This window comes from Streptomyces sp. NPDC013157, from assembly GCF_042899865.1.
In the GTDB taxonomy this organism is placed as follows: domain Bacteria; phylum Actinomycetota; class Actinomycetes; order Streptomycetales; family Streptomycetaceae; genus Streptomyces.
Map to the genome: position 1 here is coordinate 417011 of NZ_JBIBAK010000003.1, position 23475 is coordinate 440485.

Below are 23475 nucleotides of genomic sequence, written 5' to 3' on the forward strand. Positions count from 1 at the left end.
CGAACAAGGAAAAGCGAGTGCGTTTCGAGCATGAGACCCTGCCGCAACGGGTGTGCTGGCATCCGGCGAAGCCACGGCGGCGGTGCGCGCCGAAGTGGAACGGCTCGGTGGCTCGCGGGTGATGGTGATCGCGTCCGCAGCCGAGTCCGACCTGGCCGAGAAGGTCACCACCGACGTGCCGGTCGTCCTGCGCCACGACGAGGTGGTGATGCACGTTCCGGTCGCGTCGGCGGAGCGGGCCCGCGCCGCAGCCGCCGCGCACGAGGTGGATCTCCTGGTCAGCGTCGGTGGTGGCTCCACCACCGGCCTGGCGAAGGCCGTCGCGCTGACCAGCGGAATCCCCATCGTGGCCGTTCCCACGACCTACGCGGGGTCGGAAGCCACGAGCGTCCGGGGGCGGACCGAGGGAGCGTGCAAGACCACGGGCGTGGACGCGCGGGTTCTGCCTCGGCCGATCGTCTACGACGCCACACTCACGTCGTCGTTGCCGGTGGCGACGAGTGTCGCTTCGGGACTGAACGCACTCGCCCACTGCGTGGACTCCATGTGGGCGCCGCGCACCGATCCGGTGGACCAGGTGCTGGCAGGCGAGGGCATCCGCGCGTTGGCGGCCGGGCTGCCGGCCGTGGTGGCCGACCCGGCCGGGCTGGAGGGCCGTGAGCAGGTCCTGTACGGGGCCTACCTGCCGGCGGTGGCGTTCTCCTCGGCGGGTTCGGGCCTGCACCACAAGATCTGTCATGTGCTGGGGGGCCGGTACGACCTGCCGCACGCCCAGACGCACGCGGTCGTGCTGCCGTACGTAGTCGCGTTCAACGCGCCCGCCGCCCCTGAGGCCGAGCGCCGGATCGCGGCGGCGTTCGGTACCGCGTCGGCCATGGATGGCCTGCAACGGCTGCGCCGATGGCGTCGGCGTCGTGCGCGGCGTCGATGACGACCACCTCGTCGTCGTCGCCCACGATCCACACGTTGTTGTCGACGTCCCAGGTGCCGCCGTCCAGGCTGAAGGTGCCGGACGTGACCAGGTGCTCGGTGCGGGCGACCGTCACAGCACGACCACCGAGCGCAGCACCTCACCCTTGTGCATCCGGGCGAAGGCGTCCTCGACCCCGTCCAGGGCGATCGTCTCGCTGACGAACGCGTCGAGGTCCAGGCGGCCCTGGAGATACAGATCGATGAGCATCGGGAAGTCGCGGGAAGGCAGGCAGTCACCGTACCAGGACGACTTCAACGCCCCACCGCGGCCGAAGACGTCCAGCAGCGGTAGCTCCAGCTTCATCTCCGGAGTCGGCACGCCGACGAGGACGACCGTGCCTGCCAGGTCGCGGGCGTAGAACGCCTGCCGGTAGGTCTCCGGGCGGCCGACCGCCTCGATGACCACGTCCGCGCCGAAGCCGCCGGTCAGCTCGCGGATCGACTCGACCGGGTCGGTGTTGCCGGAGTTGACGGTGTGGGTCGCGCCCAGCTTCTTGGCGGTGTCCAGCTTGGCGTCGTCGATGTCCACGGCGATGATCTTCGCGGCGCCCGCCAGCCGGGACCCGACCACCGCCGCGTCGCCGACGCCACCGCAGCCGATGACGGCCACGGAGTCGCCGCGGCCGACGTTGCCGGTGTTGACCGCGGCGCCGATGCCCGCCATCACGCCGCAGCCCAGCAGTCCCGCAGCGGCTGGTGACGAGGCCGGGGCGACCTTGGTGCACTGTCCGGCCGCGACCAGGGTCTTCTCGGCGAAGGCGCCGATGCCCAGGGCGGGCGACAGTTCATTGCCGTCGGTGAGGGTCATCTTCTGCTTCGCATTGTGCGTGTTGAAGCAGTACCAGGGCCGACCGCGCAGACAGGCCCGGCACTGCCCGCACACCGCACGCCAGTTGAGGATCACGAAGTCGCCGGGCGCCACGTCCGTGACACCCTCACCGACCGACTCCACGACACCGGCCGCCTCGTGGCCGAGCAGGAACGGGAACTCGTCGCTGATCCCGCCCTGCTTGTAGTGCAGGTCGGTATGGCACACCCCGCATGCCTGGATCTTCACCACGGCCTCGCCCGGACCAGGGTCGGGGATCACGATCGTCTCGATGCCGACCGGCTCGCCCTTCGCCCGCGCGACGACGCCTCGTACCTGCTGGGACATTGTTGGTTCCTTCACTTTCCAAAGCGACGGTCGTTCAGGTGGCGGGCTGGACGCGCACGGGCAGCGAGGCCCACGAGCGCAGGGTGTTGTTGGGATGGCGGACCGGTGTGGCGGTCAGTTCGATCCGCTCGACGCGGCGGGCCAGGGCGGTCAGCAGCGCCTCCGCCTCCAGGCGGGCCACGTGCTGGCCGATGCACTGGTGGATGCCCATGCCGAAGCCGACGTGGCCGGAGGGGTCCCGGGTGAGGTCGAAGCGGTCGGGGTCGTGCCAGCGGTCCGGATCGCGGTTGGCGGCGCCGAGGAACATGAGGATCTTCGTGTCGGCGGGGATGAGCGTGCCGGCGATGGTGACGTCGGTGGTGACGGTACGGAAGAAGGTCTGCACCGGCGACTGCCAGCGGACCGCCTCGTCGAACGCGGCCCGCGCCAACTCCGGCCGCTCCCTCAGCCGCTGCCACTCCTCGGGGTGGGTGGCGAAGGCGTACAGGCAGGCCGCCAGGCCGTGCACGGTGGTGTCGACGCCGGCGGTGAGCAGGGAACGCACCACCAAAGGCGCCTGTTCGTACGTCAGATCGCCACGATCGGCGGCGGCCCAGATCCGCGCGCCGAAGCCGTCCCCGCTCAGCGCCTCCCGGGTGCACTGGGCGTTCACCCATGCCGACAGCTCGGCCACTCGGTGGGCATCCGCCGCGACGAGGTCATTGCGCGGGCCGAAGGCGTTGAAGGCCATGTTGCCGTACGGCAGCAGGTTCTGCCGTCCGTCCGGGCCGAGGCCCACCGCGTCCGGGAAAGCCCGTAGCGGAAACGCCTCCGCCAGCGCCGTGAACCCGTCGAACTCGGTGCTCTTGGTGAGGACTTGACCGACGAGTTCCTCAGCGGTCTCGGCCCACGCCTCCCGCAGGCGGCGCAGCGCGGGCGGGGCGAGGATCTCGCGCAGCACCCGACGCGGGGCGTCGTGCCGGGGCGGGTCGGCCTCCAGCAGCAGGCTCGGTGGGCGCCAGGGCTTCTCGTGCCGGAAGTTGGCCAGGCCGACGCCCGATCCCGACTCGAAGTGCTGCCAGTCCACCAGCGCGGTGTGCACCTGCTCGTAGCGGGCGAGCGCGTGAACGTCGTAGCGGGACAGATACACAACGGGTCCGGCCTCGCGCACGGCCCGGTGCAGCGGCTCGGGGTCCAGCAGGGCCTCGTGGGCGAAGGGGTCGGCATCGCTCACGGGCGGCACTACGGCACGCTCCAGTGCCTCGGTCATGGCGGCTCCTTGGGGCAGATGAAGAGGTCTCAGAGGTCGAGGACGAGACGGTCGCCGCACGAGCGCGACACACAGAGGAACATGCAGTCGTTCGCGGCCCGTTCGTGGTCGGCGAGGACCGAGTCCCGATGGTCCGGCTGTCCCTGCAGCACCGGAGTCAGGCACGTGCCGCAGGTGCCCTGCTCGCAGGAGGACAGCACGTCCGCGCCGGCACGGCGCACCGCCTCCAGCACGGACATGTCCGGGGTGACCGTGACGGTGCGTCCCGTGCGGCGCAGTTCGACCTCGAACGGCGTGTCCCGCACCGGCGGCGTGTGAGCGCCGGCGGTAAAGCGCTCGGTGCGCAGGGCGTTCGGCGGCCAAGCGGCGCAGGCCGCTTCGACGGCGGCAAGCAGCGGGGCCGGGCCGCAGCAGTACACCTTGGTGTCGGGACACGGGGTGCCCAGCCAGGTGGCGAGGTCCAGCAGTCCGAGCTCGTCCTGCGGGACGACGTGCACCCGGTCACCGTAGGCCCGCGTCAGCTCCTCGCGGTAGGCCATCGACGCCCGGGTCCGGCCGCCGTACACCAATTGCCAGTCCGCGCCGAGGAGTTCGGCCTGATGGACCATGGGCAGCAGGGGGGTGATGCCGATGCCTCCGGCGATGAAGAGGTACTTCTCGGCCGGTACGAGGGGGAAGTGGTTGCGCGGGCCGCCGACCCCGATGAGGTCGCCCGGCCTCAACTCGTCGTGCACATAGGCGGATCCTCCCCGGCCGGCCGGCTCCCTCAGCACGGCGACGCGGTAGGTGTGCGCGTCCCATCGGTCGCCGCACAGGGAGTACTGGCGGGTCGTCCCGTCCGGCAGTACCAGATCGATGTGGGAACCCGGCGTCCAGTCCGGCAGCCGGGCACCGTCCGGGTGGGCGAGGGTGAGCGAGACGACTCCCTCGGCGACGTCCTCTTTCACGGAGACCGTCAGTGTCGCCGCGTTTCTCGGCGCCGACCGTCCCGGACCGACGCCGGATCCGGCATCCGCAACCACGCTGGTTCCGACCACGTTGTCGCCTCCCGTCGTTGAGTTGCAGGCAGGATGCGCGGCGGCATGGGGCGGTCGCGACGGCATTCTCAATCAGTGAGAGACGAACTTCCGCCGGCTGTCATCCGGCCGTTGCACTGCCGTCACGTGGGTCACCCGGCTCTCGGCCCCGCCCCGGAGCATCCGGGGCCCCGAGCGCACGGGAGACACCGCGTGCCGCGGTCCGCACCACGGTCACGACGGACGAGGCCCCCGCCTCGTTGGGAACGATCACCGCCAGCGCGGCCACCACCTCACCGCGCGCGTCGCGCACCGGCGCCGCGACGCCCAGGGCGTCCGGGTGCACGAATCCCGGGCAGTATGCGTAGCCCTGCCGCCGCACCTCGGCAAGCACCGCCCGCAGCCGCGCGGCGGTGGCAGGAGTGCTCGGGGTGTAGCCCTGGAGGGGCCCGTCGAGCACCCGCTTCCGCAGGTCGGCGGGGCCGTGGGCGAGAAGGACCAGACCGCCGGAGGAGGCGTGCAGGGGAAGGCGGCCGGCGATGCGGGTGTAGTTGATGACGGCTCCCGGTGCTGTCAGCCGCTCCAGGAACAGCACCTCGTCGCCGTCCAGCACACCGAGCTGCACATGATGGCCCACGACGTCGTGGACGCCCTCCATGAACGGCAGCGCCGCGTTCCGCAGCGACAGCGTGGGCGAGGCCCGGGTCGCCAGCTCCCACAGGCGCGTGCCGACACGCACCCGGCGGTCCGCGTCCCGGGTCAGGAGCCCGTACGAGGCCAGCTCGGCCACCAGCCGTGACGCGGTCGCCACGTGCAGCCCCGTACGCCGGGAGATCTCCGAGACGGTCAGGGCCGACTCCTCCGGGGTGAACACCTCGAAGATCCGCACGACCTTCGCGAGAACCGACTCGCCGTTCTGTGTCCTCACCTCGCCATCATCGGATCCTTTCCAGGCAGGTCAAGAGGGGGCACCCCGCCCGTTCATCCGCTGACGGGCGGGGTGCCCCCGTTCCGGGCGCGGTCCTAGACCGCGGCGAACCGGAGCTGTTCGACGACCTTGCCGCCCTCGCGCCTGGTGAAGGTGGCCGACCGCTTGGCCAGCTGGGTGCCGCGGATGGTCACGTTCCAGCCGGGCCGAATGTCCGCGGCCACCTGAAGCATCTGACTGTCGGGACTGGTGATGCTCACCAGGATCTCGTCCTTGGCGTACGGGTCGGGCTCGTCATCGGCGAGCAGCCGCGTGAACAGGTACTCCTCGACCATCTGCCCTCTTTGGTGGCGGGCAACGGTGCAGACGTTGACCCCTTCGAGGTTGTAGTGGCCGATGGTGGCGGTCCAGTCGCCCTGCGCGACGCTGGGGTAGTGCTGCACGATCCGGGCCTCAGGGTATGTGACGAGGATGTCCTTCATCGCGGCGATGTGTTCGTCGATCGTGTAGGTCGCCTTGCCGTACATCTCCACGTAGACATCGGACGCGTGGTAGTACGCCTGCATGTCCCACTTGCGGTTGTTCCAGGCGACGAAGTCAGCGATGTGGAAGTGGATGCAGTTGTCTTTCTGCAGCTCGTATCTGTGGTCGTAGCGCGGCGACCGGGGTGACGCCGACGCGGGCGTCACCAGTCCGGGGGCCACAGCCAGCGGCACACCGACCGCAGCGGCGGCGAGGAGACTCCGCCGATTCAACAGTTCCATGTCCTTCTCCGGTTCGCTCAGGAAGCCAAGTCGAGTGGAAGAGACGCCGCCTGGGCCTTCCGCCCGGCGGCAGGTCTTCGGCCCGCGCCCGAATGGGTCCCCGTGCGTCCTCCACCCGGCCGCGAGCTCACGTAAGTAGCCTGGCCAGCCGGAGTGGATCAGGCCATGACGGAATTCACCGGATCCATGCACCTTTTCGAGGGGTCGGCAGCGCCGGGCGTCATTCGGCCTCGGTCTCCGGGGAGGGGGAGCCGTCGCGTACGCGCGTGCGGTAGGCCTGTGGTGACTCGCCATACCGCTGTTTGAAGGCGCGCGAGAAGTAGAACTGGTTGCGCAGGCCGACCCGGGACGCGATCTCTCCGATCTGCAGATCGGTGAACCGCAGCAGTCGCGACGCTTCGAGCATGACCCGGTCCATGATCAGCGCCTTCGTCGGGCGCCCGGCGCTGTTGGACAGCGCGCGGGCCAGCAGCGGGGCCGGCACGCGCAGCGTGTCCGCGTAGTGGTCCACGTCGTGGCGGCGGGCGAAGTCGCGCTCCAGCAGTTCCACGAAGCGGCGATGCAGCCAGGCGTCACCGTCCTCGCTCAACGCCTCGCCGGCGCGGGCATCGTCGCAGTAGCGCTGGATCCACAACAGCAGCGTGAGCAGCAGGTGCCTCTGCGCCTCCGCGCTCAGCGCGTCCGGCGGGCGCTGGGCCTCGGCCGCCAGGATGTCGACCAGCCGGTCCATCCGCGCCGCGTCTTCGGCCGGCACGCTCACCGACTGCGCACCGTAGCGCCCGACAAGCCACACCGGGTTCACCCGCACCGCGGAGCCCTCGTACAGCAGGTCGTCGCCGAAGCTGATGATCGCGCCGTCGACGTCGCGCATGTTCTCGTACCGGTACACCTGGCCACGGCCGACCAGCGTCAGCGTCGGGGATCCAACCTCCAGCGGCTTCCCGTCGATGATCTGCCGGCCGGTGCCGGACCGGAGCCAGAACAGGGTGTGGAAGTCCTGGCGCTGCTCCATCCGGCAACCGGTCTCGTCCTCGATCACGCCGGACCGGATCCTCACCATGTCGAGTGGCGAGCCACCGTCCGGAAGGCCGCGTACCGGCAGGTCACTTGAGCTCCCTGGCCGCAGCCGGAACCGGGGTGGCTTTCGCCTCGCCGCCTGGGGCGCATCCCCGCCTCTGGAACCCGGCGATGCGAGGACGCCTGCCGGGTCGATCGGGGCCGACTTCTGTGAACTCACGGAAAGGTGCCCCCTCACGCACTGAGGTCGGCGGCGGCTTCGGGACCAGACCCCGGGCATGCGGTCTCGCCGGCCGTGGGGCGGCTCGCTTCGCCGAGGCCGTCGGCGAGCGCGCGTACCTGGTCGGGCGTGAGCGCGTCGAAGAGCAGCTCCCGAACCAGCCCCACATGGTCGGGCGCCGCCCGCTCCAGCAGGGCCATGCCCTCCTCGGCGAGGACGGCGTAGACCGCACGCTCGTCACTGGGACAGGTTCGTCGGCGCACCAGCCCGGACTTCTCCATCTGCCCGATCTGATAGGTCAGCCCGCTCTTGGAGTTGACCAGGGCGCCCGCCAGCTCGGCCATCCGCATCTCCCGCTCCGGTGCCCCGCTGAGCCGGGCGAGGATCTCATACTGCAGGCCCGACAGCCCGTGATCCCGCTTGAGCCGCTGCTCCAACCGCCGGTACAGCAGCGCGTGCGCGGTGGTGAAGGCCGTCCAGGCACGCTTCTCGCCGTCATTCAGCCAACGCGTATGACCCACGTCACAGCCCTCCAGGCTGTTCAAATTGGAACTCAAGCCTACCGTCCTATGGCGAGTTCACATTTGAATAAACCGCCCGTCACAGGAGATGCCGTGATCACCAGCGCCGCCACCACAGTCCGCACCCAGGTCCGCGGATCGGTGAGGGACTCGGCTCGGTGTGACAGCCCGTGAACGGGTCAGCGGGCTTCCCCGCGTGTGACAGCTCTCGCCCTGGCCCACCGGGATCGGGGTAGCCGTGCCGTCATGGGCGGTCGGGAAACGCGTCCTCGGTGGGTGATTCGCCTTTCGGGGCGCCGATGCAGAAGGTGATCTGGTTGCGGAACTCCTCCACGGCCGCGCGGTCGCGCAGCCACCTGGAGAACGCGGTCGGATCGGTGTCGGGGTAGTCGAAGACGGTGCCCCAGCCCTCCTTGGGACGGACGTCGGAGCGGACGGAGAACTGGGAGACCATCGACTCCTGGTACTCCTTGGAGGTCAGCCAGCTCAGGTACAGCCTGGCGCCCGCCGGGTGCTTGGCGTCCTTGAGGATGGCCGCGGACCAGTTCGAGGTCGATGCGCGGGACAAGGTCCTTGCTCAGGTCCACTTTGATATCGATGTCGAGGCCGGGGAAGCGTTGTTCGAAGGCCTGCGCGATCCGGTCCTGTCCCCGCAGCGCGTCCCCGCCCGCGTAGATTTTGAGGGTGCCGTGTTCCTTCCTTGCCTGCTGGTACAGCGCCGCCAGCCGGTCGCTCTCGGACCGTGTGGCGCGCGCCGATGACGGCGTGGCCGCACTGGCGGTGCCGCTCGCCGCGAGAGACACGCCCAATCCGGCCAGCAGCGTGTTGATCTGTCGCCTACGCAAGTGGCTGGTCATGCCAAAGTGCTCCTTGTGGTGGGGCCGCCAGGCTGGGGGGTGCGGCCTCTCGCTCACCCAGCCTTGTGGCTCGCTTCACCACCGACGAGGTGAAGTGCGGACCGGTCATGGTCATTTGGGGACCGTGACGACGAGGGCGTCAAGGACATCGGCCGCGTCCAACGGGACCGCGAGCGCACGGTGGCCGAGCGCGTCGGGAACCTCGGGATGTTCGGGGTTGACGCGGACCAGGCGGGTGCTCGCACGCATGCGGGTGTGGTGTTCCATGGGCAGCCGTACGACGGTGGGCGTGTTGTAGCCGGTGCCCAGGTCGAGAACGAGGAGCCGGGAGTCGCGTTCGGCCTGTACCCAGTCGAGCAGTGCGCTCCCGGTGGGCAGGTAGTGGTCCTCGATGAAGGCGCCGTTGACGCGCACGTTGAGCTGAACCTCACCGCCGCAGTTCGGGCAGTGGGGTACCACCGTCCGCACGGTGACGGTTCCGGTCGTGGGGTCGGTGGCCGCGACCAGCTTCTCCGCCACCGGCTCGAAGTCCCACACCTCGCGGGTGCACGGCGTGGCGCACTGGTAGAAGGCGTAGTCGCCCTGCGGTGTGAACACCCGCTCCGGGGCGAAGCCGTTGCGGGCGAAGAGGCCGTCGACGTTCGAGGTCCACACGAAGTGGTCGGTGTCTCCGAGGAGTTCGCGCAACTGTTGGTAGAGCGGGTTCGGGTGGGGGTCGAAGCGGACTGTGCGGGCGTTGGCCGCCAGGTAGGCCCAGTGCAGCTCCGGTGGCAGGGGGCGGCCGATCATCTCGTAGCGGGTGCGGAAGCCGCGGGCCGCCAGGGCGGGGAAGTCCCGGGTGAAGGAGGCGGCGTCGTTGTAGTCGATGCCCGCTGCCGCGCTGAGGCCGGCGCCGGCCCCGATCAGGATCCGGTCGGCCTCGCGCCACCAGTCGGCGAGGCGGTCGATGGGGTGGTGGGACATGGGGTTCACCAGTCGTGGGGTTCGTTGATCGCGGAGGTGTACACGGCGTGGTCCTCGGTGCCATAGACGTCCAGAACGACGAGGTCGAGGGCGCCGGGGCGGGCGTCCAACCAAGAGGCGACGGCTTCCAGGGCCACGCGGGCGGCCGGCAGCCTGGGATAGCCGAAGACGCCGGTGGAGATCGAGCAGAAGGCCACGGTCCGCGCTCCCGCTTCGGCCGCCAGGTCCAGGCAGGAGTGGTAGGAGGCGGCGAGGGCCACCGCGTCGTCCGGGCCGGGAGGGCCGTCGACGATGGGGCCCACCGTGTGCAGGACATGGCGTGCGGGCAGATGGTAGCCGCGGGTGATCTTCGCGGCGCCGGTCGGTTCCGGGTGGCCCTGGAGTTCCATGATGCGGGAGCAGTCCTCGCGCAGGCGTGGGCCGGCCGCCGTGTGGAGGGCGTTGTCGACGCAGGCGTGTCCGGGGCGGAAGCAGCCCAGCAGAGCCGCGTTGGCGGCGTTGACGACGGCGTCGGCGGCGAGCGTGGTGAGGTCGCCCTGCCACAGGGCGGTCCGGTCGGCCGCGGGGTAGCGGGTGCGGGGGTGGGTCTCGGTGAGTCTGGGCAGGTCCTTCGCCGCCACGCACGCGCGGTCGGCGGCCTCGGCGGACAGCATCGCGTCGACGCGGGCGACGGCCTCCGGGACCCAGTTCCCCGGTGGCCGTACGGTGAGCAGGGTGCCCAACAGCCGACGGGCCAGGAGCGGGTCCCCCGCGGCCCGCTCGATGTCGACGTCCCACAGGCCGGGACGGGCGACTGTGCCGTCCGCGACCAGGTCCGCCAGCAGGGCGTGCAGCAGCATCCCGCGGTCCGCCACCGGTGCGGCGGCCGGGCGGAAGGGCTCGTCCAGGTCGATCGCCGCGCGATAGTCGGCCAGTTTCATCGGAATCATCACAGATGAGGGTTCAGGCGAACTGGACGGAGCGCTTCGACAGGCCGCCCCAGAAGCCGTCGATCACGGTGCGCTGGGCTGCCAGGTCGTCGTGGGCCGCGCCGAGGGCCAGCGGGGCCTCCTCCCAGTGGGCGGAGACCATCAGGACCGCCGTGGGGCGGGGCAGATCGACGGACCAGGAAGCCAGCTGGCCCGTCCAGAGCGTGTCGTCAGCCAGGGCAGGGGCTCCGTGGCTGAGATAGAGGGCGGGCATCCGCTCGGCGGACACGGCGGCCATGGTGGTACTCCTTCGCGCGACGGACGCGTCGACTGACGTGCGGGAACCAGATCTGGTCCGTGTCGTCGATGGTCTGTGCGAAGCGGCAGGCCGGCGAGGTCCCCCGGGGACTCACGGTGGTCAGGAACGGACTTGCAGGGTCCGGCACACGCTCTGGGGCGCGGTGTGTTCGGGTTCATTGCGAGCCCTGGTGAGTCCGGCGGAAGTCGCCGGGCCTTGTCCCGGTGTGCCGGGTGAAGAACTTGCCGAAGTTGGTGGGTTCGGAGAAACCGAGGCGGCGAGCGATCACCGCCACGGGTTCGTCGGTGTGCGCGAGCAGCCGCTGGGCCTCCAGGACGACCCGGGCGTCGATGACCTGTTTGACGGGCTGTCCGGTGACGGCCAGGCAGGCGCGGGTGAGGGTCTTGACGGTGTAGCCCAGGCGCCGGGCATAGTCCTCGGCGCGCCGGGTCACGGTGTGGGAGCGCTCCAGCTCGGCGCGGAAGCGCGCGTAGATCTCGAGGCCCGCGTGCGGGGCATCGTGCATACCGGGCCGTGGCAGCCGGTCGATGTGCAACAGCAGGGTGGCGATCAGCAGTTGCAGGATCTCCCGCGACACCGCGCCGTCGGTGCGGGTGAACTCGGCCCGCACCTGGCCCAGCAGGGCGGACACGGTGGCGTAGTCGCGGCCCGTGCCCAGCTGCCAGCAGACGGGGCCGTACCACTCGCGCACCAGATGGTCGGTGCTCGCGAGTCCGGGTGGAAAGGCGGGGGTGAACAGCAGGTGGGTGCCGTTCATGACGCCGGGACGCCCGAAGCGCTGGACCTGGCCGGGCCGGATCCACAGCAGTGTGCCGGGGCGGCAGGGATACGTCACGAAGTCGACGGCGTGCTCCCCGCTGCCCTCGGTGATCAGGGTGACGGTGTGGAAGTCGACGCGGTGGACGCGCTCCAGGCTGCCGTCGGCCATCCGGCCGTGCAGGGTGGCCAGGTCGGTGATCTCGAAGCCGGAGACGGGGGCCGTCCGCGGGTTGAAACCGAACCCGGGGATCGGGCCATGCTCCGTGCGAGCGGCGCCGTCCACATCCGAGGCCGTCATGGAGAGCTCACTCAAGTCCGTACTCATGTCCGTCTTTGACCATCAAGAGTCTCCAGCGTATCTCGCCCGGCCAGAGCTGACCGGTGACAGTGGTCAAGGCGACGGCTGATCCGATGCCGTGCGAACACGACCAGTACGACCAGAGGGAAGCCCACCATGAACGGCACTGTCACGGTCATCGACAAGGGCGCGGTTCGCGTCCACAGCTACATGGCGCCGGACGACAGTCTGAATGTCACCACCCAGCTGATCGAGACCCCGGCCCGCGTCGTCGCCGTCGACGCGCAGTACGCGCTGGCGTACGCCGACGAGGTGGTGGCGTACGCGAAGGGGCTGGGCAAGCCGCTGGACCGGCTGATCATCACCCACGCCCACCCGGACCACTTCCACGGCGCCGCCCGCTTCGGCGCACCCGTGCACGCCCTGCCCGCGGTCCGCCAGCAGATCGTCGCCCAGGGCGACGCCCAGGACCCGACCGGCGTCGTCATCCCGGTCGCCGACATCACCCCGACCGTCGACATCACCCCGGGCACGGAGGTCATCGACGGCGTGCCGTTCGTCTTCGAGGCCGTCTCCGGCGGTGAGGCCGCCGACGAACTCGTCATCAAACTGCCTGAGCAGGGCGTACTGGTCGCCCAGGACCTCGTCTACCACGCCACCCACCTGTTCCTGGGCAACAACGACATCGCCGGCTGGCAGCAGGCCGTCGACACCCTGGCCGCCGACCAGTCGTACGACACGATCCTGGCCGGACACGGCCTGCCCGCCGGGCCCCAGGTGTACCCCGAGCTGCGCCGCTACCTGGCCGACGCACGCGCACTGCTCGACGACGACGGCGAGGCGTACAAGAAGGCGATCATGGAACGCTACCCGGCCTACGGCGGCCCGTTCCTGATCGACATCGGCAACCAGTACCTGTTCGGCGCGCAGAACGCCTGAGCCCCCGTACAACAAGGAAAGCGAGCACAGTGATGAGCAGGATCGTCGTGTTCGGGGCCGCCGGAAAGGCGGGCTCCCGAGTCGTCACCGAGGCCGCGGCCCGCGGCCACGAGGTCACCGCGGTGGCCCGCGCCCTCTCCCGGATGGACTCGATCCCCAGCGGGGTGCGGGCGGTGTCCGGCGACGTCACCGACCCCGATACGGTCGCCGCCGTGGCCAAGGACGCCGACGCGCTGGTGCTGACCGTCGGCGGACCCGACGCACGGCTGTACACCGACGCCGTGGCCACCGTCGCCGAGGCCGTGCGCGCCCTGGGCCCCACCGGCCCGCGCATCCTGCACATGGGCGGTGGCGCCAGCCTGCTCAACCCCGAGGGCGTGCGCTTCTACGACGCCCCCGGCTTCCCCGAGGAGTTCAAGCCGTACGCCATCGGCCAGATCCAGGCCCTCGACGCCTACCTCGCCCTACCCGAGGGCGACGGCATCAGCTGGACGTACCTCTCCCCTCCGCCCGTGCACTTCGCACCTGGTCAGCGCACCGGCCACTACCGCACCGGCCTCGACCACCCGGTCACCGGTGAGGACGGACAGGCCCGCATCTCCTACGAGGACTACGCCGCCGCCCTCGTGGACGAGATCGAGAACCCCCGGCACCTGGGCCGGCGCTTCACCGTCGGCTACTGAACCGGCACCTGGCACCCCCTCTCGGCAGACCCCGGGGCGAAATCCCACGTCATGGCCCTCGCGCGCGGGTTCCCGGTGACGGGTTCGCACTCCGGAGCGGAGACGTGGACGGTGATGCCACCCGGGCCGGTCGGGCGGACGACTGCGAGGGCGCGGCCGTCGTAGGCGGTGTGGGTGGAAGCCGTCCTCGCCGGTGAAGCCGATCCGGCCGAGGCCGGCCTCGCCGAGGTGGTCGCAGCCGGCCCGGGGGAAGTCGCCGATGAGGTGAGGGGGGCCGGCACCCGGTCGCCGTAGCGAGCCGATGCGGGTGGGACAGGATTCGGAGCCGACGATGATCCGGTGGGGAAGCTGTCGCCGGTCCGGCTCGCACCGGGTTTCGAGGTGGTTGAGGCCGGCCCGCCAGGGATGAGGTCGTCCTCGTTCCGGACTGGACGGCTCGGGGCGAACCTCGGCCAGGAATCAAGGTGATAGACGGTGGGCGGGGCGCGGACATGCCAGGGCCCCAGCTCGGCCGACAGTACCTGCGCGTTCCGCGCCAATACAGCCGGGGATGGTGACCGGTTTCAGCACCAGGCCGCCGCGTGCGGGCCGGCCACCACGGGCGGCGCATCCGCCGGGACCGACCTTCAGGTGCTGAGATCGGCGACAGCCTCGGAGCCGGAGGCCGGGCATTCTTTGTCGTCGGCCACAGGGCGCCTCGCTTCGCCGGATCCGTCGGTCATGCGCCGGGTCGCTTCGCCGAGACCGTCGGCGAGAGCGCGCACCTGGTCGGGCGTGAGCGCGTCGAAGAGCAGCTCCCGGACCGTCTCCACGTGGCCGGGCGCCGCCCGCTCCAGCAGGGCCATGCCCTCCTCGGCGAGGACGGCGTAGACCGCACGCTCGTCACCGGGACAGGTTCGTCGGCGCACCAGCCCGGACTTCTCCATCTGCCCGATCTGATAGGTCAGCCCGCTCTTGGAGTTGACCAGGGCGCCCGCCAGCTCGGCCATCCGCATCTCCCGCTCCGGTGCCCCGCTGAGCCGGGCGAGGATCTCATACTGCAGGCCCGACAGCCCGTGATCCCGCTTGAGCCGCTGCTCCAACCGCCGGTACAGCAGCGCGTGCGCGGTGGTGAAGGCCGTCCAGGCACGCTTCTCGTCGTCATTCAGCCAACGCGTATGACCCACACCACACCTCTCCCCGTTGTTCAAATTCAAACCCCACTCTATCGTGAATGGCGAGTTCAAATTTGAACCTTTGGACATCACGGGAGACGCCATGACCACCAGGGCGGCACTACGACTTCCGGTGCCCGGCCACGCCGCCCGTGCAGGAAGACATCAGCCATATCCGGCCCCCGGCCGGCCTCGCACATCACGGAGAAGACATGAACCGAACGGCACGGACCGTGCGTTTCGACCAGTACGGCGATCGTGACGTCCTGTACGTCACCGACGTCCCGATGCCCGAGCCGGGCCCAGCGGAAGTCGTCGTCGAAGTCCGCGCCGCCGGCGTCAACCCCTTCGACACGATGATCCGCTCCGGGGTGGTCCGGGATCTGTTCCCGGTGGTCTTCCCGTCCCGCCAGGGCAGCGACCTCGCCGGAGTCGTCGTTGCCGTCGGCGCGGAGGCCGACGGACATGCCGTCGGTGACGAGGTGCTGGGCTGGACGCCCGTGTCGTCCGCGCAGGCGACGCACGTGGCCGTCCCGGCGGCCCACCTGGTGGCCAAGCCTCCGCAGCTGAGCTGGGAGGTAGCGGGCTCGCTGCACATGGTCGGCGCCACTGCCTACGCCGCCGCACGCGCCGTCGCTCCCAAGCCCGGGGAGACGGTCGCGGTGTCCGCCGCCGCGGGCGGGGTCGGCACGTTCCTCGTGCAGATGCTCGCCCATCAGGATGTGCGTGTGCTCGGCATCGCTTCCCCGGCCAACGCCGAGTGGCTGGACAAACACGGCGTCTCCCCGGTGCCGTACGGGGCCGGCCTGCGCGAGCGGCTGGAGCAGGCGGCGGGACCGCGCGGAATCGACGCGTTCATCGACCTCTACGGACCGGAGTACCTCGACCTCGCCCTCGACCTCGGCATACGACCGGACCGCATCCAGACCACCGTCGCCATGCAACGCGCGGCGGAGATCGGCGCCAGGACCGACGGCCGCCACAACGCGACCGCACGCGAGATCCTGGTCGAACTGGTCGACCTGGTCGCCTCAGGTGCCGTCGAGATCCCGATCGCCGCCACGTACCCGCTCGACCGCGTCGCCGACGCCTTCGCGGAGCTGGAGCAGCGGCACACCCGCGGCAAGATCGTCCTGGTCCCCTGACCGAGGCCGCGGGCGAACCCGCGGGTGCGGTCGCCCCCGTCACGTCCACGCTTCCTTTCCCTCTTGTATCTCCCTTCCTCATGCCTATTCGGAGAAACGCATATGACCGACCGTGCCGACCAGACCATCGATGCCCTGCGCAGCGGACACGACTATCTGACGACCGTGGTGCACGGCCTCGCCTCCGCCGACCTCGCCCGGCCCTCCGGGGCTACAGGGTGGGACGTGTCGCAGGTGCTCAGCCATCTGGGCAGTGGCGCCGAGATAAGCCTGGCAGTCCTGGAGGGCGCGTTGAACGCCACCGGCGCGCCCGACGGGGACTTCAACAAGTCCGTGTGGGCGCGCTGGGACGACATGTCACCCATCGAGCGGGCCGAAGGCTTCGTGGCTGCCGACGAAGCGCTGGTCAGCCGATACGAGGGCCTCGACGCAAAGACGCGCAAGGACCTGAGGGTCGACCTCGGTTTCCTGCCCGCGGCGGTCGATGTGGCCACGGTGTCCGGCGTGCGGCTCACGGAGTTCGCCCACCACACCTGGGACGTGGAGGTCGCCTTCGATCACAAGGCGCCCCTGCTCTCCGCTATGACCGGACTCCTCCTCGACCAGGGCGGCGCATTCCTGGACTTCCTCGGCAAGGCCGACGCCCTGGACACCCGCCCGGTCCGCATAGCCGTCCACACCACCGCACCCGAGCGCACCTTCGGACTGGAGGTGGGGAACGCAATCACGCTCACCGATGAGCCGGACCGGCCCGACGCCGTCCTGAACGCACCGGCGGAGTGGTGGCTGCGCCTGACCACCGGGCGTCACGCACCCGCGCACACGCCGAGCGATGTGTCGCTGGCGAGCGACTCCCTCACCCTCGACGACCTGCGACGGGTCTTCCCCGGCTTCTAGCGGCCACCGACCGGCACGGCCGAACGCGGGCGGCCGGCCCTCCGAAGCTCCGTGATCGCTGAGGAAAACGCGCGTTTCCGCCGCCCGCTCGTTTCATCGTCTCCCGCCACCAGACCCAGGTGCGGACGGGACGGACCCGAAGGAATCCGCGGGACTCGCGACCGGTACGGCAAGCGGCACGGTGGTCTTCGCCGGCGCCACCGTGGTGATCGCGCTGTCCGTGGTGAGCATCCCTTTCCTCACCGTCATGGGCCTGGGTGCCGCCGCCAGGCGGCGGTCTCGGATGCGGGAGGAGTACGCCCACGGTGCGCCACCGGCCGACGCGGCGGTCAGGGACTTCGGGCATGGTGCGAAGATCGTCACGGCCGCCGCGCTCATCATGACCGCGGTCTTCGGCTCCTTCGTCCTCGCCGACATGCAGGTCATCAAGGGCAAGGGCTTCGCGCTCTGCATCAGCGTCCTGTTGGACGCTTTCGTCAGTCGACCGCACGGCGCTGGTGCCGGCCGTCATGGCGATCTTCGGCGACCGGGCCTGGTGGCTTCCGCACTTCCTCCCACCGCACCGTGCCGAGGACGACTCCCCGGCAGGGTGCGGTGGTTCACGCGGTCAGGCCGTCAGGCGTTGAAGCCATACGCTCCCGCCTGTGCCAGGTAGACCTTGTAGGCCGCGCCGCCGGAGGTGTCGTCGCGGACGAAGTCGACGCCCCGGGGCGCAGCGACGGGCCGCATGGCGCGGCGACTCTCGCGCCGGCCACGTCCAGATCACCCTGCGGGGGTCTGCCGGCAGCACTGCCCCAGGCGGCCCCCGGCCACAGTCGGCACGTGCGTCAGCTGGTCATCGACCGCCTCAGCCCACAGCAGTCCGATCAACTCGCCGACATCTCCGCCACGGCCCTGGCGTGACCGTGAGACCTCAGCCCGCCTGGAGGAAGGGGTAGTCGGTGTAGCCTTCCGCGCTCGGCGCGTAGAAGAGTTCCGGCCGCGGCTCGTTCTCGGGGTGCCCGTTCTGCCAGCGTTCGACCAGGTCGGGGTTGGCGATCAGGGCCCTGCCGACGACCACGGCGTCGGCATGGTCGGCCTCGATCAACTGCGTCGCGTCCTCCCGGGTGGTCTGCCCCCCGAGGAAACCGCTGTTGACGATCAGCTTGCCGTTGAAGCGCTGCCGCAACTCCTGTACCAGCTCGCCCCCCGGCTCGCTGTGCAGCACCGAAAGGTAGGCCAGGCCCAGTGGGCGCAGCTGGTCCGCCAGAGTGCCGTAGGTGGCCAGGACGTCATCCCGGTCGGTCTCGAAGGTGTCCGAAATGTTGATCTCCGGCGAGATCCGCAGCCCGACCCGCTCTGCCCCCACGGCCTTCGCGACCGCCGTGACCACATCGACGACGAAGCGCGCCCGGTTTCGCGGCGACCCGCCGTACTCATCGCTGCGGTGGTTGGCCCCCGGGGAGAGGAACTGGTGGAGCAGATAGCCATTGGCGCCGTGGATTTCCACACCGTCCGCGCCCGCCTCGATGGCCCGGCGGGCCGCTGCGACGAAGTCCTCCACGGCTGTCTGTGCCTCAGCGGTGGTCATCGCCTCCGGTACGGGGAAGGGCTGCTCGCCCTTCTCCGTGAACGCCTTGCCGTCGATGGCAATCGCGCTGGGGGCGAGGACGCGCCGACCACCGTTGATGTCGGGGTGGGTGGCGCGGCCGGCGTGCATGATCTGCACGACGATGCGGCCACCCTGGGCGTGCACCGCCTCGACGACCCGCTGCCAGCCGGCCGCCTGCTCGTCGGTGGCGATGCCCGGCGCGCCGACCCACCCCAGCGATGCATGATCGGGGTAGGTGGCCTCGGTGATGATCATTCCGACGCTCGCCCGCTGTCGGTAGTACTCGACCATCAGGTCTCCGGGGATGCCGGAGGAACCGGCCCGTACCCGGGTCAGCGGTGCCATGACGACGCGGTTGGCAAGCTCGATCTTCCCGAGGGAGACGGGGGAGAAGAGCGAGGGAGCGGACGTGGGTTCTGAGGTGTTGGCGGGCATGGGCATCCTTGGGCAATGTGGTGGACAGGGGGAAGAAGGTCATCCCCGTCCTGCACCGTATCCCATGTACGCACAAACGCGAACATGAGCCGGGGCGCTACTCTTCCTTCATGGCCAGCCGCACCGCGTCCCCGCTCGTCCATCCCGACATGGAGGACTTCGACCTCTTCAAGATCATGAGCGCGCTCACCGACGAGACCCGGCTCACCATCGTCGTCACTCTTGCCGCCTCCCCTGGTCTGGCCTGCAGCGGCTTCACGCAGGACGTGACCCCGTCCGTACTCACCCGCCACTTTCGCGTCCTGCGCGAGGCCGGTGTCATCCGGCAGCACGACGTCGGCACCCGCCGCATCAACACTCTGCGCAAGGAAGAACTGGACCAGCGGTTCCCCGGACTGCTCGACCTCGCCCTCAAGGAGAGCGTGGGCCGCGTGACGCCCTACACGAACGCCGACAGCGCCTGACGCTCCAAGGTGCCCCTGCTGAACGTGAAATACCGGACCCGCCGCAGCGGCATAAGGACAGCGCGGCATCGTCGAGCACGACCTCCTCGATCACCACAGACGGCAGATGGCCAAAGACCGTCGAGAGCACGCTCCATTCACGCGAACGGCCATTCTTCCAGGCGCCTGTGACTGCCCGTCACCGGACCGCAAGAAGTGGATCAGAGCCACTTCTACTGGCCGCCGACAAATGTGCCCCCAACTGCCCAGCCAAGAGCAGGACTTACACGAGCGCCACTCAAGGGGCCTCGCGGACCCATGAACTCGTCGAGGTACCAAGATTTTCCAGTTCGGCGTCGGTGACGGCGAGCCGACCGAGGCTGTGCTGATGTCGGCGCCGAGGAACGGCAGTTCCGGTGGGGTACCGGATGTTGCGAGAGCGCCGGCTGCCGCGCGAGGCGGCGGGGCCTCTGCCACATGGCCCGACCACCGGGCGGCTCCTGGACGGCCCCTGAAACGCTCGGCAGGTCGGTTTCGGCCAGGAACCGTCAATCCCGGGCCGTCACGCATCAGCCGTCCCGCCTGAAGACCTTTCCGCAGGACATGATCACGAAAGGCGACCGCCACCAGCAGCGAAGAATCCGCTGGTCAGCCCCCGCCCTTGGCAGCCGAGCCACCGCCACTCAGTGCCTCTTCAGCGGCTCATCGGTCCGACTGCTCGCCGCGCCACCCCCACCCGCAAGGTGAACCAACACGCGACCTCACACCACCCTGACCAGCGGCAACATGCTCAACAGCCTGAAAGGGTGCGGATTCGCCCCGGATTCGCCCCGAGGGCCCCAGACTCCCAAACGAACAGTAGTTGACCTGTGTCGATGCTGATTCTTGCCGCTGTACCGAGCATCCACCAACTAAGAAGTATCGCAATTGAAACTAACTGGACCTTATTGGGCGATTAACGCCGCCCTGCGAGTAGTCGCACTCGCCGCCACCGCCTCCGGCTCCCCCGAGCGCGAACCGAACGGCCGCACCACGCGGCACTCCACCCTGGCAACTAGAGGCTGACAGAACAAGGCTCTGACCAGCCTCTCTGCAGAAGTTCTTCCGCCTGGCAGAAGCCGTCTTGCCGAGCCGATGCAGGCTTCACGACCCTGATTCCAACCACGGCACGCGGGGCGACGGAGCCCCGCCGACAGGGACGGGAACCCCATGCCTCACACGACCGCCTTCGCCAGGAACCAGTGGTACGTCGCCGCCTACAGTCACGAGGTCGGGCGGGAGTTGCTCGGGCGGACGATCCTCGGGGAACCCCTCGTGTTCTACCGGGCCGAGGAGGACGGCACGCCCGTCGCGCTCAACGACCGCTGTGTGCACCGCCGTTACCCGCTGTCGGAGAGCGGGCTCGACGGCGACCGGATCGTGTGCGGGTACCACGGGTTCACCTACGACCGGACCGGCGCGTGTGTGTACGTGCCGGGCCAGAAACGCATCCCGCGCACCGCCCGCGTCGCCTCCTACCCGGTCGTCGAGCAGGACTCCCTGGTGTGGGTGTGGATCGGCGACCCCGCGCTCGCCGACCCGCAGTCCATACCGCGGGCGCGTCACCTCGACGCCCCCGGCTGGACGACCGTGCGGGGCATGGAGCCCATCGACGCCGACTACGGCCTCCTCGTCGACAACCTCCTCGACCTCTCCCACGAGACCTACCTGCACGGCGGGTACATAGGCACCCCCGAGGTCGCCGAGACGCCCATCACCACGGAGGTCGACGAGGGCGCCGGGATCGTGCGGGTCAGCCGGCACATGGACGACGCCGAATGCCCGCCGTTCTACGCCCGTTCGACCGGGATCGAGGGCCGGATCACCCGCTGGCAGGACATCGAGTACCACGCGCCGTGCCTGTATCTGCTGCACAGCCGGATCGCGCCGGTCGGCGTGGTGCCGGAGGCCGACGGCAGCGACCCGAACGGCTTCCACACCGAGATCACCTATGCGATCACCCCGTCCTCGGACGGCAAGGTGTACGACTTCTGGATGGTCTCCCGGGACTGGGCGACGGACGACGCCGAGGTCACCGAGTTCCTGCGGGGAAACAACCACACGGTGGTGATGCAGGACGTGGACGCCCTCAACCTCCTCCAGAAGACGCTGGGTTCGGAGCGGGCCGGCTACCAGGAACTGAGCATCAACATCGACACCGGCGGCCTCGCCGCCCGCCGTATCCTCGCCCGGCTGGTCGAGGAGGGCGACAAGCCCGTGGAGAAGGTCCTGTGACCGCACCGACCGGCGAGACCGGTGAGATCTACCGCATCGACTGGCTGCCGGGCACCGACGTGCTGCACGGCACCTGTCACTGCGGAGCCGAGCACACCGCCCAGGACCCGGTCGAGATGTGGGAGTGGATGCTCGGCCACCCCGAAGGACACCAGCCCCCGGAGCGCACCCCATGAGCCTGTACGAAGCCGAACTCGTCGTCGCCGAGCGCGTGTCGGCGGCCGAGGGAGTCGTCGCCCTGACCCTGAGCCATCCGCTGGGCGAGGAGCTGCCCGGATGGGAGCCCGGCGCCCACGTCGATGTCGTGCTCGGGCCGGAGCTGGAACGGCAGTTCTCGCTCTGCGGGGAGCCCGGGGACCGGTCCGGCTGGCGGATCGCGGTGCTCAGGGAACCGGACGGGCGGGGCGGATCCGCCCACGTCCACGAGCAGTTGGGTGTCGGCGACAAGGTGCGGGTGCGCGGGCCGCGGAACCACTTCCGGCTCGAACCCGCCCCCCGCTACCGGTTCGTCGCGGGCGGCATCGGCATCACCCCGATCCTGCCTATGCTCGCCGCCGCCGAGGCCGCGGGCGCCGAGTGGACGCTGCTGTACGGCGGCCGGAGCCGTCAATCCATGGCGTTCACCGGTGAGTTGGCGCGGTACGGGGACGAACGGGTCACCGTCGCCCCGCAGGACGAGACGGGACTGCTGGACCTGGCCGCCGTCCTCGACGACATCCCGGACGGCACCCTCGTGTACTGCTGCGGTCCAGGACCGTTGCTGGACGCGGTGGAGGGGCGCTGCCCGGCCGGCGTGCTGCGGGTCGAGCGGTTCCAGCCGAAGGCCCAGGAGGCGGGCGAGGAGCGGGAGTTCGAGGTCGTCCTCGCGCAGAGCGGTCGTACCGTCACCGTCGCGCCCGGCGTCTCCGTGCTCGACACCGTCCGGGCCGCCGGGGTCGAGGTGCTCTACTCGTGCACCGAGGGCACCTGCGGGACGTGTGAGACGGACGTCCTCGAAGGCGACCCGGACCACCGGGACTCGGTGCTCACCGAGGAGGAACGGGCGGCCGGGGAGACCATGCTCATCTGTGTGTCGCGGTGCCGAGGGACGCGTCTGGTGCTGGATCTGTGATCCGCAGGTCCGCCTCGATCGCCGCCACGGCCGCCCGGAGACGCGGCAGCAGATCGCGGCGGACCGTCGTGGCGGACATCCGCCCGGAGTGCACCGCCAGGCTCACCCCGGCCACCACCTGGCCGCCCCGGTCCCGGACCGGGGCGGCCAGTGTCGTCACGCCGTCCTCGGGGTCGCCGTCGAGCAGCACGTACTCCGCGGCGCCTGCCGCCTCCGGCAAGTTCAGCATCGCGCGGCCCACCGCCGTACCGTGCGCGGGGAAGCGCGCGCCCACCGCGACGGCCGCCGCCATGACCCTGCGGGCCGGCACCTGCGCGACGCAGACGGCCTCGTCCCCCTCCAGGACGCACAGCGCCGCCGACTCCCCCACCAGCGACACGAGTTGCTCCAGGTAGGGGGCGGCGAGACGCGGCAGGTCGAGGCCGGAGAGGTAGGCGTAGCCGAGTTCGAGGATGCGCGGGGTGAGGCGGAACAGGCGGCCGTCCGAGCGCACGTATCCCAGGTCGGCGAGGGTGAGCAGCAGGCGGCGGGCGGCGGCGCGGGTCAGGTCGCAGGCGCGGGCCACCTCGCTGAGCGTGTGCGCCGGATGCTCGGCGTCGAAGGCGCGGATGACGGCGAGGCCACGCTCGAAGGACCTCACGAAGTGCGGTGCGCGGGCGTTCACGGGCATCGTCGCCTCCCCGGTCCGACTTGGCCGACACCTGGAACACGGTGAGAGCGCGGTTCGATAACTGTCAACAATTTTGTCAGCCAACCCCATTGACCCGCTCCTCCGGCCGGTTCTACCGTCCCGCTCAGCACCCCCCGATCGAGCACCACTGTGCGCGGTGCGCACAGCCTGTCGGAACACCGTTGT

At 70.1% G+C, this 23475-nt stretch carries 22 protein-coding genes and 4 pseudogenes; 10 read left to right on the top strand and 16 right to left on the bottom strand.

Annotated features, from left to right (window positions below; all coding sequences use genetic code 11):
* Positions 1-17: 17 nt before the first annotated feature.
* Positions 18-898, top strand: a pseudogene (locus ACFY6U_RS12080) (maleylacetate reductase); the annotation flags it as partial.
* Here the strand turns inward: ACFY6U_RS12080 and ACFY6U_RS12085 are convergent.
* The 13 genes and pseudogenes from ACFY6U_RS12085 to ACFY6U_RS12145 all read right to left on the bottom strand — a co-directional run.
* Positions 882-1046, bottom strand: a pseudogene (locus tag ACFY6U_RS12085) (MBL fold metallo-hydrolase); the annotation flags it as partial. The pseudogenes ACFY6U_RS12080 and ACFY6U_RS12085 sit on opposite strands and share 17 nt — an antisense overlap.
* Entirely contained in the window at positions 1043-2128 is a 1086-nt protein-coding gene (locus tag ACFY6U_RS12090; RefSeq protein ID WP_390037198.1) for an S-(hydroxymethyl)mycothiol dehydrogenase, read from the bottom strand. The pseudogene ACFY6U_RS12085 and the gene ACFY6U_RS12090, both read right to left, overlap by 4 nt.
* Before the next feature lie 34 nt (positions 2129-2162).
* Entirely contained in the window at positions 2163-3377 is a 1215-nt protein-coding gene (locus ACFY6U_RS12095; RefSeq protein ID WP_390037200.1) for a cytochrome P450, read from the bottom strand.
* Positions 3378-3406: 29 nt separating this feature from the next.
* Positions 3407-4399, bottom strand: coding sequence for a PDR/VanB family oxidoreductase (locus tag ACFY6U_RS12100; protein WP_390037639.1), 993 nt, complete (start codon positions 4397-4399; stop codon positions 3407-3409).
* 115 nt (positions 4400-4514) lie between these two features.
* Complete coding sequence (locus ACFY6U_RS12105; RefSeq protein ID WP_390037202.1) at positions 4515-5321, bottom strand: IclR family transcriptional regulator; 807 nt, start codon at positions 5319-5321, stop codon at positions 4515-4517.
* Between the two features lie 95 nt (positions 5322-5416).
* Complete coding sequence (locus ACFY6U_RS12110) at positions 5417-6085, bottom strand: hypothetical protein (protein WP_390037204.1); 669 nt, start codon at positions 6083-6085, stop codon at positions 5417-5419.
* Between the two features lie 220 nt (positions 6086-6305).
* Positions 6306-7124 carry an AraC family transcriptional regulator gene (locus ACFY6U_RS12115; protein WP_390037206.1) on the bottom strand — a complete coding sequence of 273 codons (819 nt, stop codon included), beginning with the start codon at positions 7122-7124 and terminating at the stop codon, positions 6306-6308.
* Between the two features lie 212 nt (positions 7125-7336).
* The gene (locus ACFY6U_RS12120) at positions 7337-7843 is read right to left on the bottom strand and encodes a MarR family winged helix-turn-helix transcriptional regulator (protein WP_390037208.1); all 507 of its coding nucleotides are present in this window, start codon (positions 7841-7843) and stop codon (positions 7337-7339) included.
* A gap of 244 nt (positions 7844-8087) precedes the next feature.
* On the bottom strand, positions 8088-8411 hold the full coding sequence (locus ACFY6U_RS12125; protein WP_390037210.1) for a hypothetical protein: 324 nt from the start codon (positions 8409-8411) through the stop codon (positions 8088-8090).
* 400 nt (positions 8412-8811) lie between these two features.
* Positions 8812-9663, bottom strand: a complete 852-nt coding sequence (locus ACFY6U_RS12130) for an NAD-dependent protein deacetylase of SIR2 family (protein ID WP_390037212.1) — start codon at positions 9661-9663, stop codon at positions 8812-8814.
* A 5-nt stretch (positions 9664-9668) separates the two neighbouring features.
* Positions 9669-10583 (bottom strand): macro domain-containing protein, encoded by a 915-nt coding sequence (locus tag ACFY6U_RS12135; protein ID WP_390037214.1) that lies wholly within the window; start codon positions 10581-10583, stop codon positions 9669-9671.
* Positions 10584-10638: 55 nt separating this feature from the next.
* Positions 10639-10869, bottom strand: a pseudogene (locus tag ACFY6U_RS12140) (dioxygenase); the annotation flags it as partial.
* A 175-nt stretch (positions 10870-11044) separates the two neighbouring features.
* The gene (locus tag ACFY6U_RS12145) at positions 11045-11947 is read right to left on the bottom strand and encodes a helix-turn-helix domain-containing protein (protein ID WP_390037216.1); all 903 of its coding nucleotides are present in this window, start codon (positions 11945-11947) and stop codon (positions 11045-11047) included.
* A 156-nt stretch (positions 11948-12103) separates the two neighbouring features.
* Between ACFY6U_RS12145 and ACFY6U_RS12150 the strand changes: the two genes are divergently transcribed.
* Positions 12104-12886 carry an MBL fold metallo-hydrolase gene (locus ACFY6U_RS12150; protein WP_390037218.1) on the top strand — a complete coding sequence of 261 codons (783 nt, stop codon included), beginning with the start codon at positions 12104-12106 and terminating at the stop codon, positions 12884-12886.
* A gap of 32 nt (positions 12887-12918) precedes the next feature.
* On the top strand, positions 12919-13569 hold the full coding sequence (locus tag ACFY6U_RS12155) for an NAD(P)-dependent oxidoreductase (RefSeq protein WP_390037220.1): 651 nt from the start codon (positions 12919-12921) through the stop codon (positions 13567-13569).
* 626 nt (positions 13570-14195) lie between these two features.
* On the opposite strand, the gene ACFY6U_RS12160 is transcribed toward ACFY6U_RS12155, so the two are convergent.
* Positions 14196-14735 carry a MarR family winged helix-turn-helix transcriptional regulator gene (locus ACFY6U_RS12160; RefSeq protein WP_390037222.1) on the bottom strand — a complete coding sequence of 180 codons (540 nt, stop codon included), beginning with the start codon at positions 14733-14735 and terminating at the stop codon, positions 14196-14198.
* A gap of 200 nt (positions 14736-14935) precedes the next feature.
* Here ACFY6U_RS12160 and ACFY6U_RS12165 point away from each other — a divergent pair, with 200 nt between their 5' ends.
* The 3 genes and pseudogenes from ACFY6U_RS12165 to ACFY6U_RS12175 form a co-directional block, all read left to right on the top strand.
* Positions 14936-15868 carry an NADP-dependent oxidoreductase gene (locus tag ACFY6U_RS12165; protein WP_390037224.1) on the top strand — a complete coding sequence of 311 codons (933 nt, stop codon included), beginning with the start codon at positions 14936-14938 and terminating at the stop codon, positions 15866-15868.
* Positions 15869-15970: 102 nt separating this feature from the next.
* The gene (locus ACFY6U_RS12170; protein ID WP_390037226.1) at positions 15971-16765 is read left to right on the top strand and encodes a maleylpyruvate isomerase family mycothiol-dependent enzyme; all 795 of its coding nucleotides are present in this window, start codon (positions 15971-15973) and stop codon (positions 16763-16765) included.
* Between the two features lie 86 nt (positions 16766-16851).
* A pseudogene (locus tag ACFY6U_RS12175) lies at positions 16852-17343 on the top strand (MMPL family transporter); the annotation flags it as partial.
* A 335-nt stretch (positions 17344-17678) separates the two neighbouring features.
* Here the strand turns inward: ACFY6U_RS12175 and ACFY6U_RS12180 are convergent.
* Entirely contained in the window at positions 17679-18791 is a 1113-nt protein-coding gene (locus tag ACFY6U_RS12180; protein WP_390037228.1) for an alkene reductase, read from the bottom strand.
* Positions 18792-18901: 110 nt separating this feature from the next.
* On the opposite strand from ACFY6U_RS12180, the gene ACFY6U_RS12185 reads away from it, so the two are divergent.
* The 4 genes from ACFY6U_RS12185 (at position 18902) to ACFY6U_RS12200 (ending at position 22619) form a co-directional block, all read left to right on the top strand.
* Positions 18902-19255: an ArsR/SmtB family transcription factor gene (locus ACFY6U_RS12185; RefSeq protein ID WP_390037230.1), complete on the top strand. Its 354-nt coding sequence runs from the start codon at positions 18902-18904 to the stop codon at positions 19253-19255.
* Positions 19256-20443: 1188 nt separating this feature from the next.
* Positions 20444-21508: a Rieske 2Fe-2S domain-containing protein gene (locus ACFY6U_RS12190; protein ID WP_390037232.1), complete on the top strand. Its 1065-nt coding sequence runs from the start codon at positions 20444-20446 to the stop codon at positions 21506-21508.
* The gene (locus ACFY6U_RS12195) at positions 21505-21684 is read left to right on the top strand and encodes a hypothetical protein (RefSeq protein WP_351496240.1); all 180 of its coding nucleotides are present in this window, start codon (positions 21505-21507) and stop codon (positions 21682-21684) included. The genes ACFY6U_RS12190 and ACFY6U_RS12195 overlap by 4 nt, the downstream gene beginning before the upstream one ends.
* On the top strand, positions 21681-22619 hold the full coding sequence (locus ACFY6U_RS12200; RefSeq protein ID WP_390037234.1) for a PDR/VanB family oxidoreductase: 939 nt from the start codon (positions 21681-21683) through the stop codon (positions 22617-22619). The genes ACFY6U_RS12195 and ACFY6U_RS12200 overlap by 4 nt, the downstream gene beginning before the upstream one ends.
* Here the strand turns inward: ACFY6U_RS12200 and ACFY6U_RS12205 are convergent.
* Positions 22570-23289 (bottom strand): helix-turn-helix domain-containing protein, encoded by a 720-nt coding sequence (locus tag ACFY6U_RS12205; protein ID WP_390037236.1) that lies wholly within the window; start codon positions 23287-23289, stop codon positions 22570-22572. The two genes, ACFY6U_RS12200 and ACFY6U_RS12205, sit on opposite strands and share 50 nt — an antisense overlap.
* Positions 23290-23475: the final 186 nt, after the last annotated feature.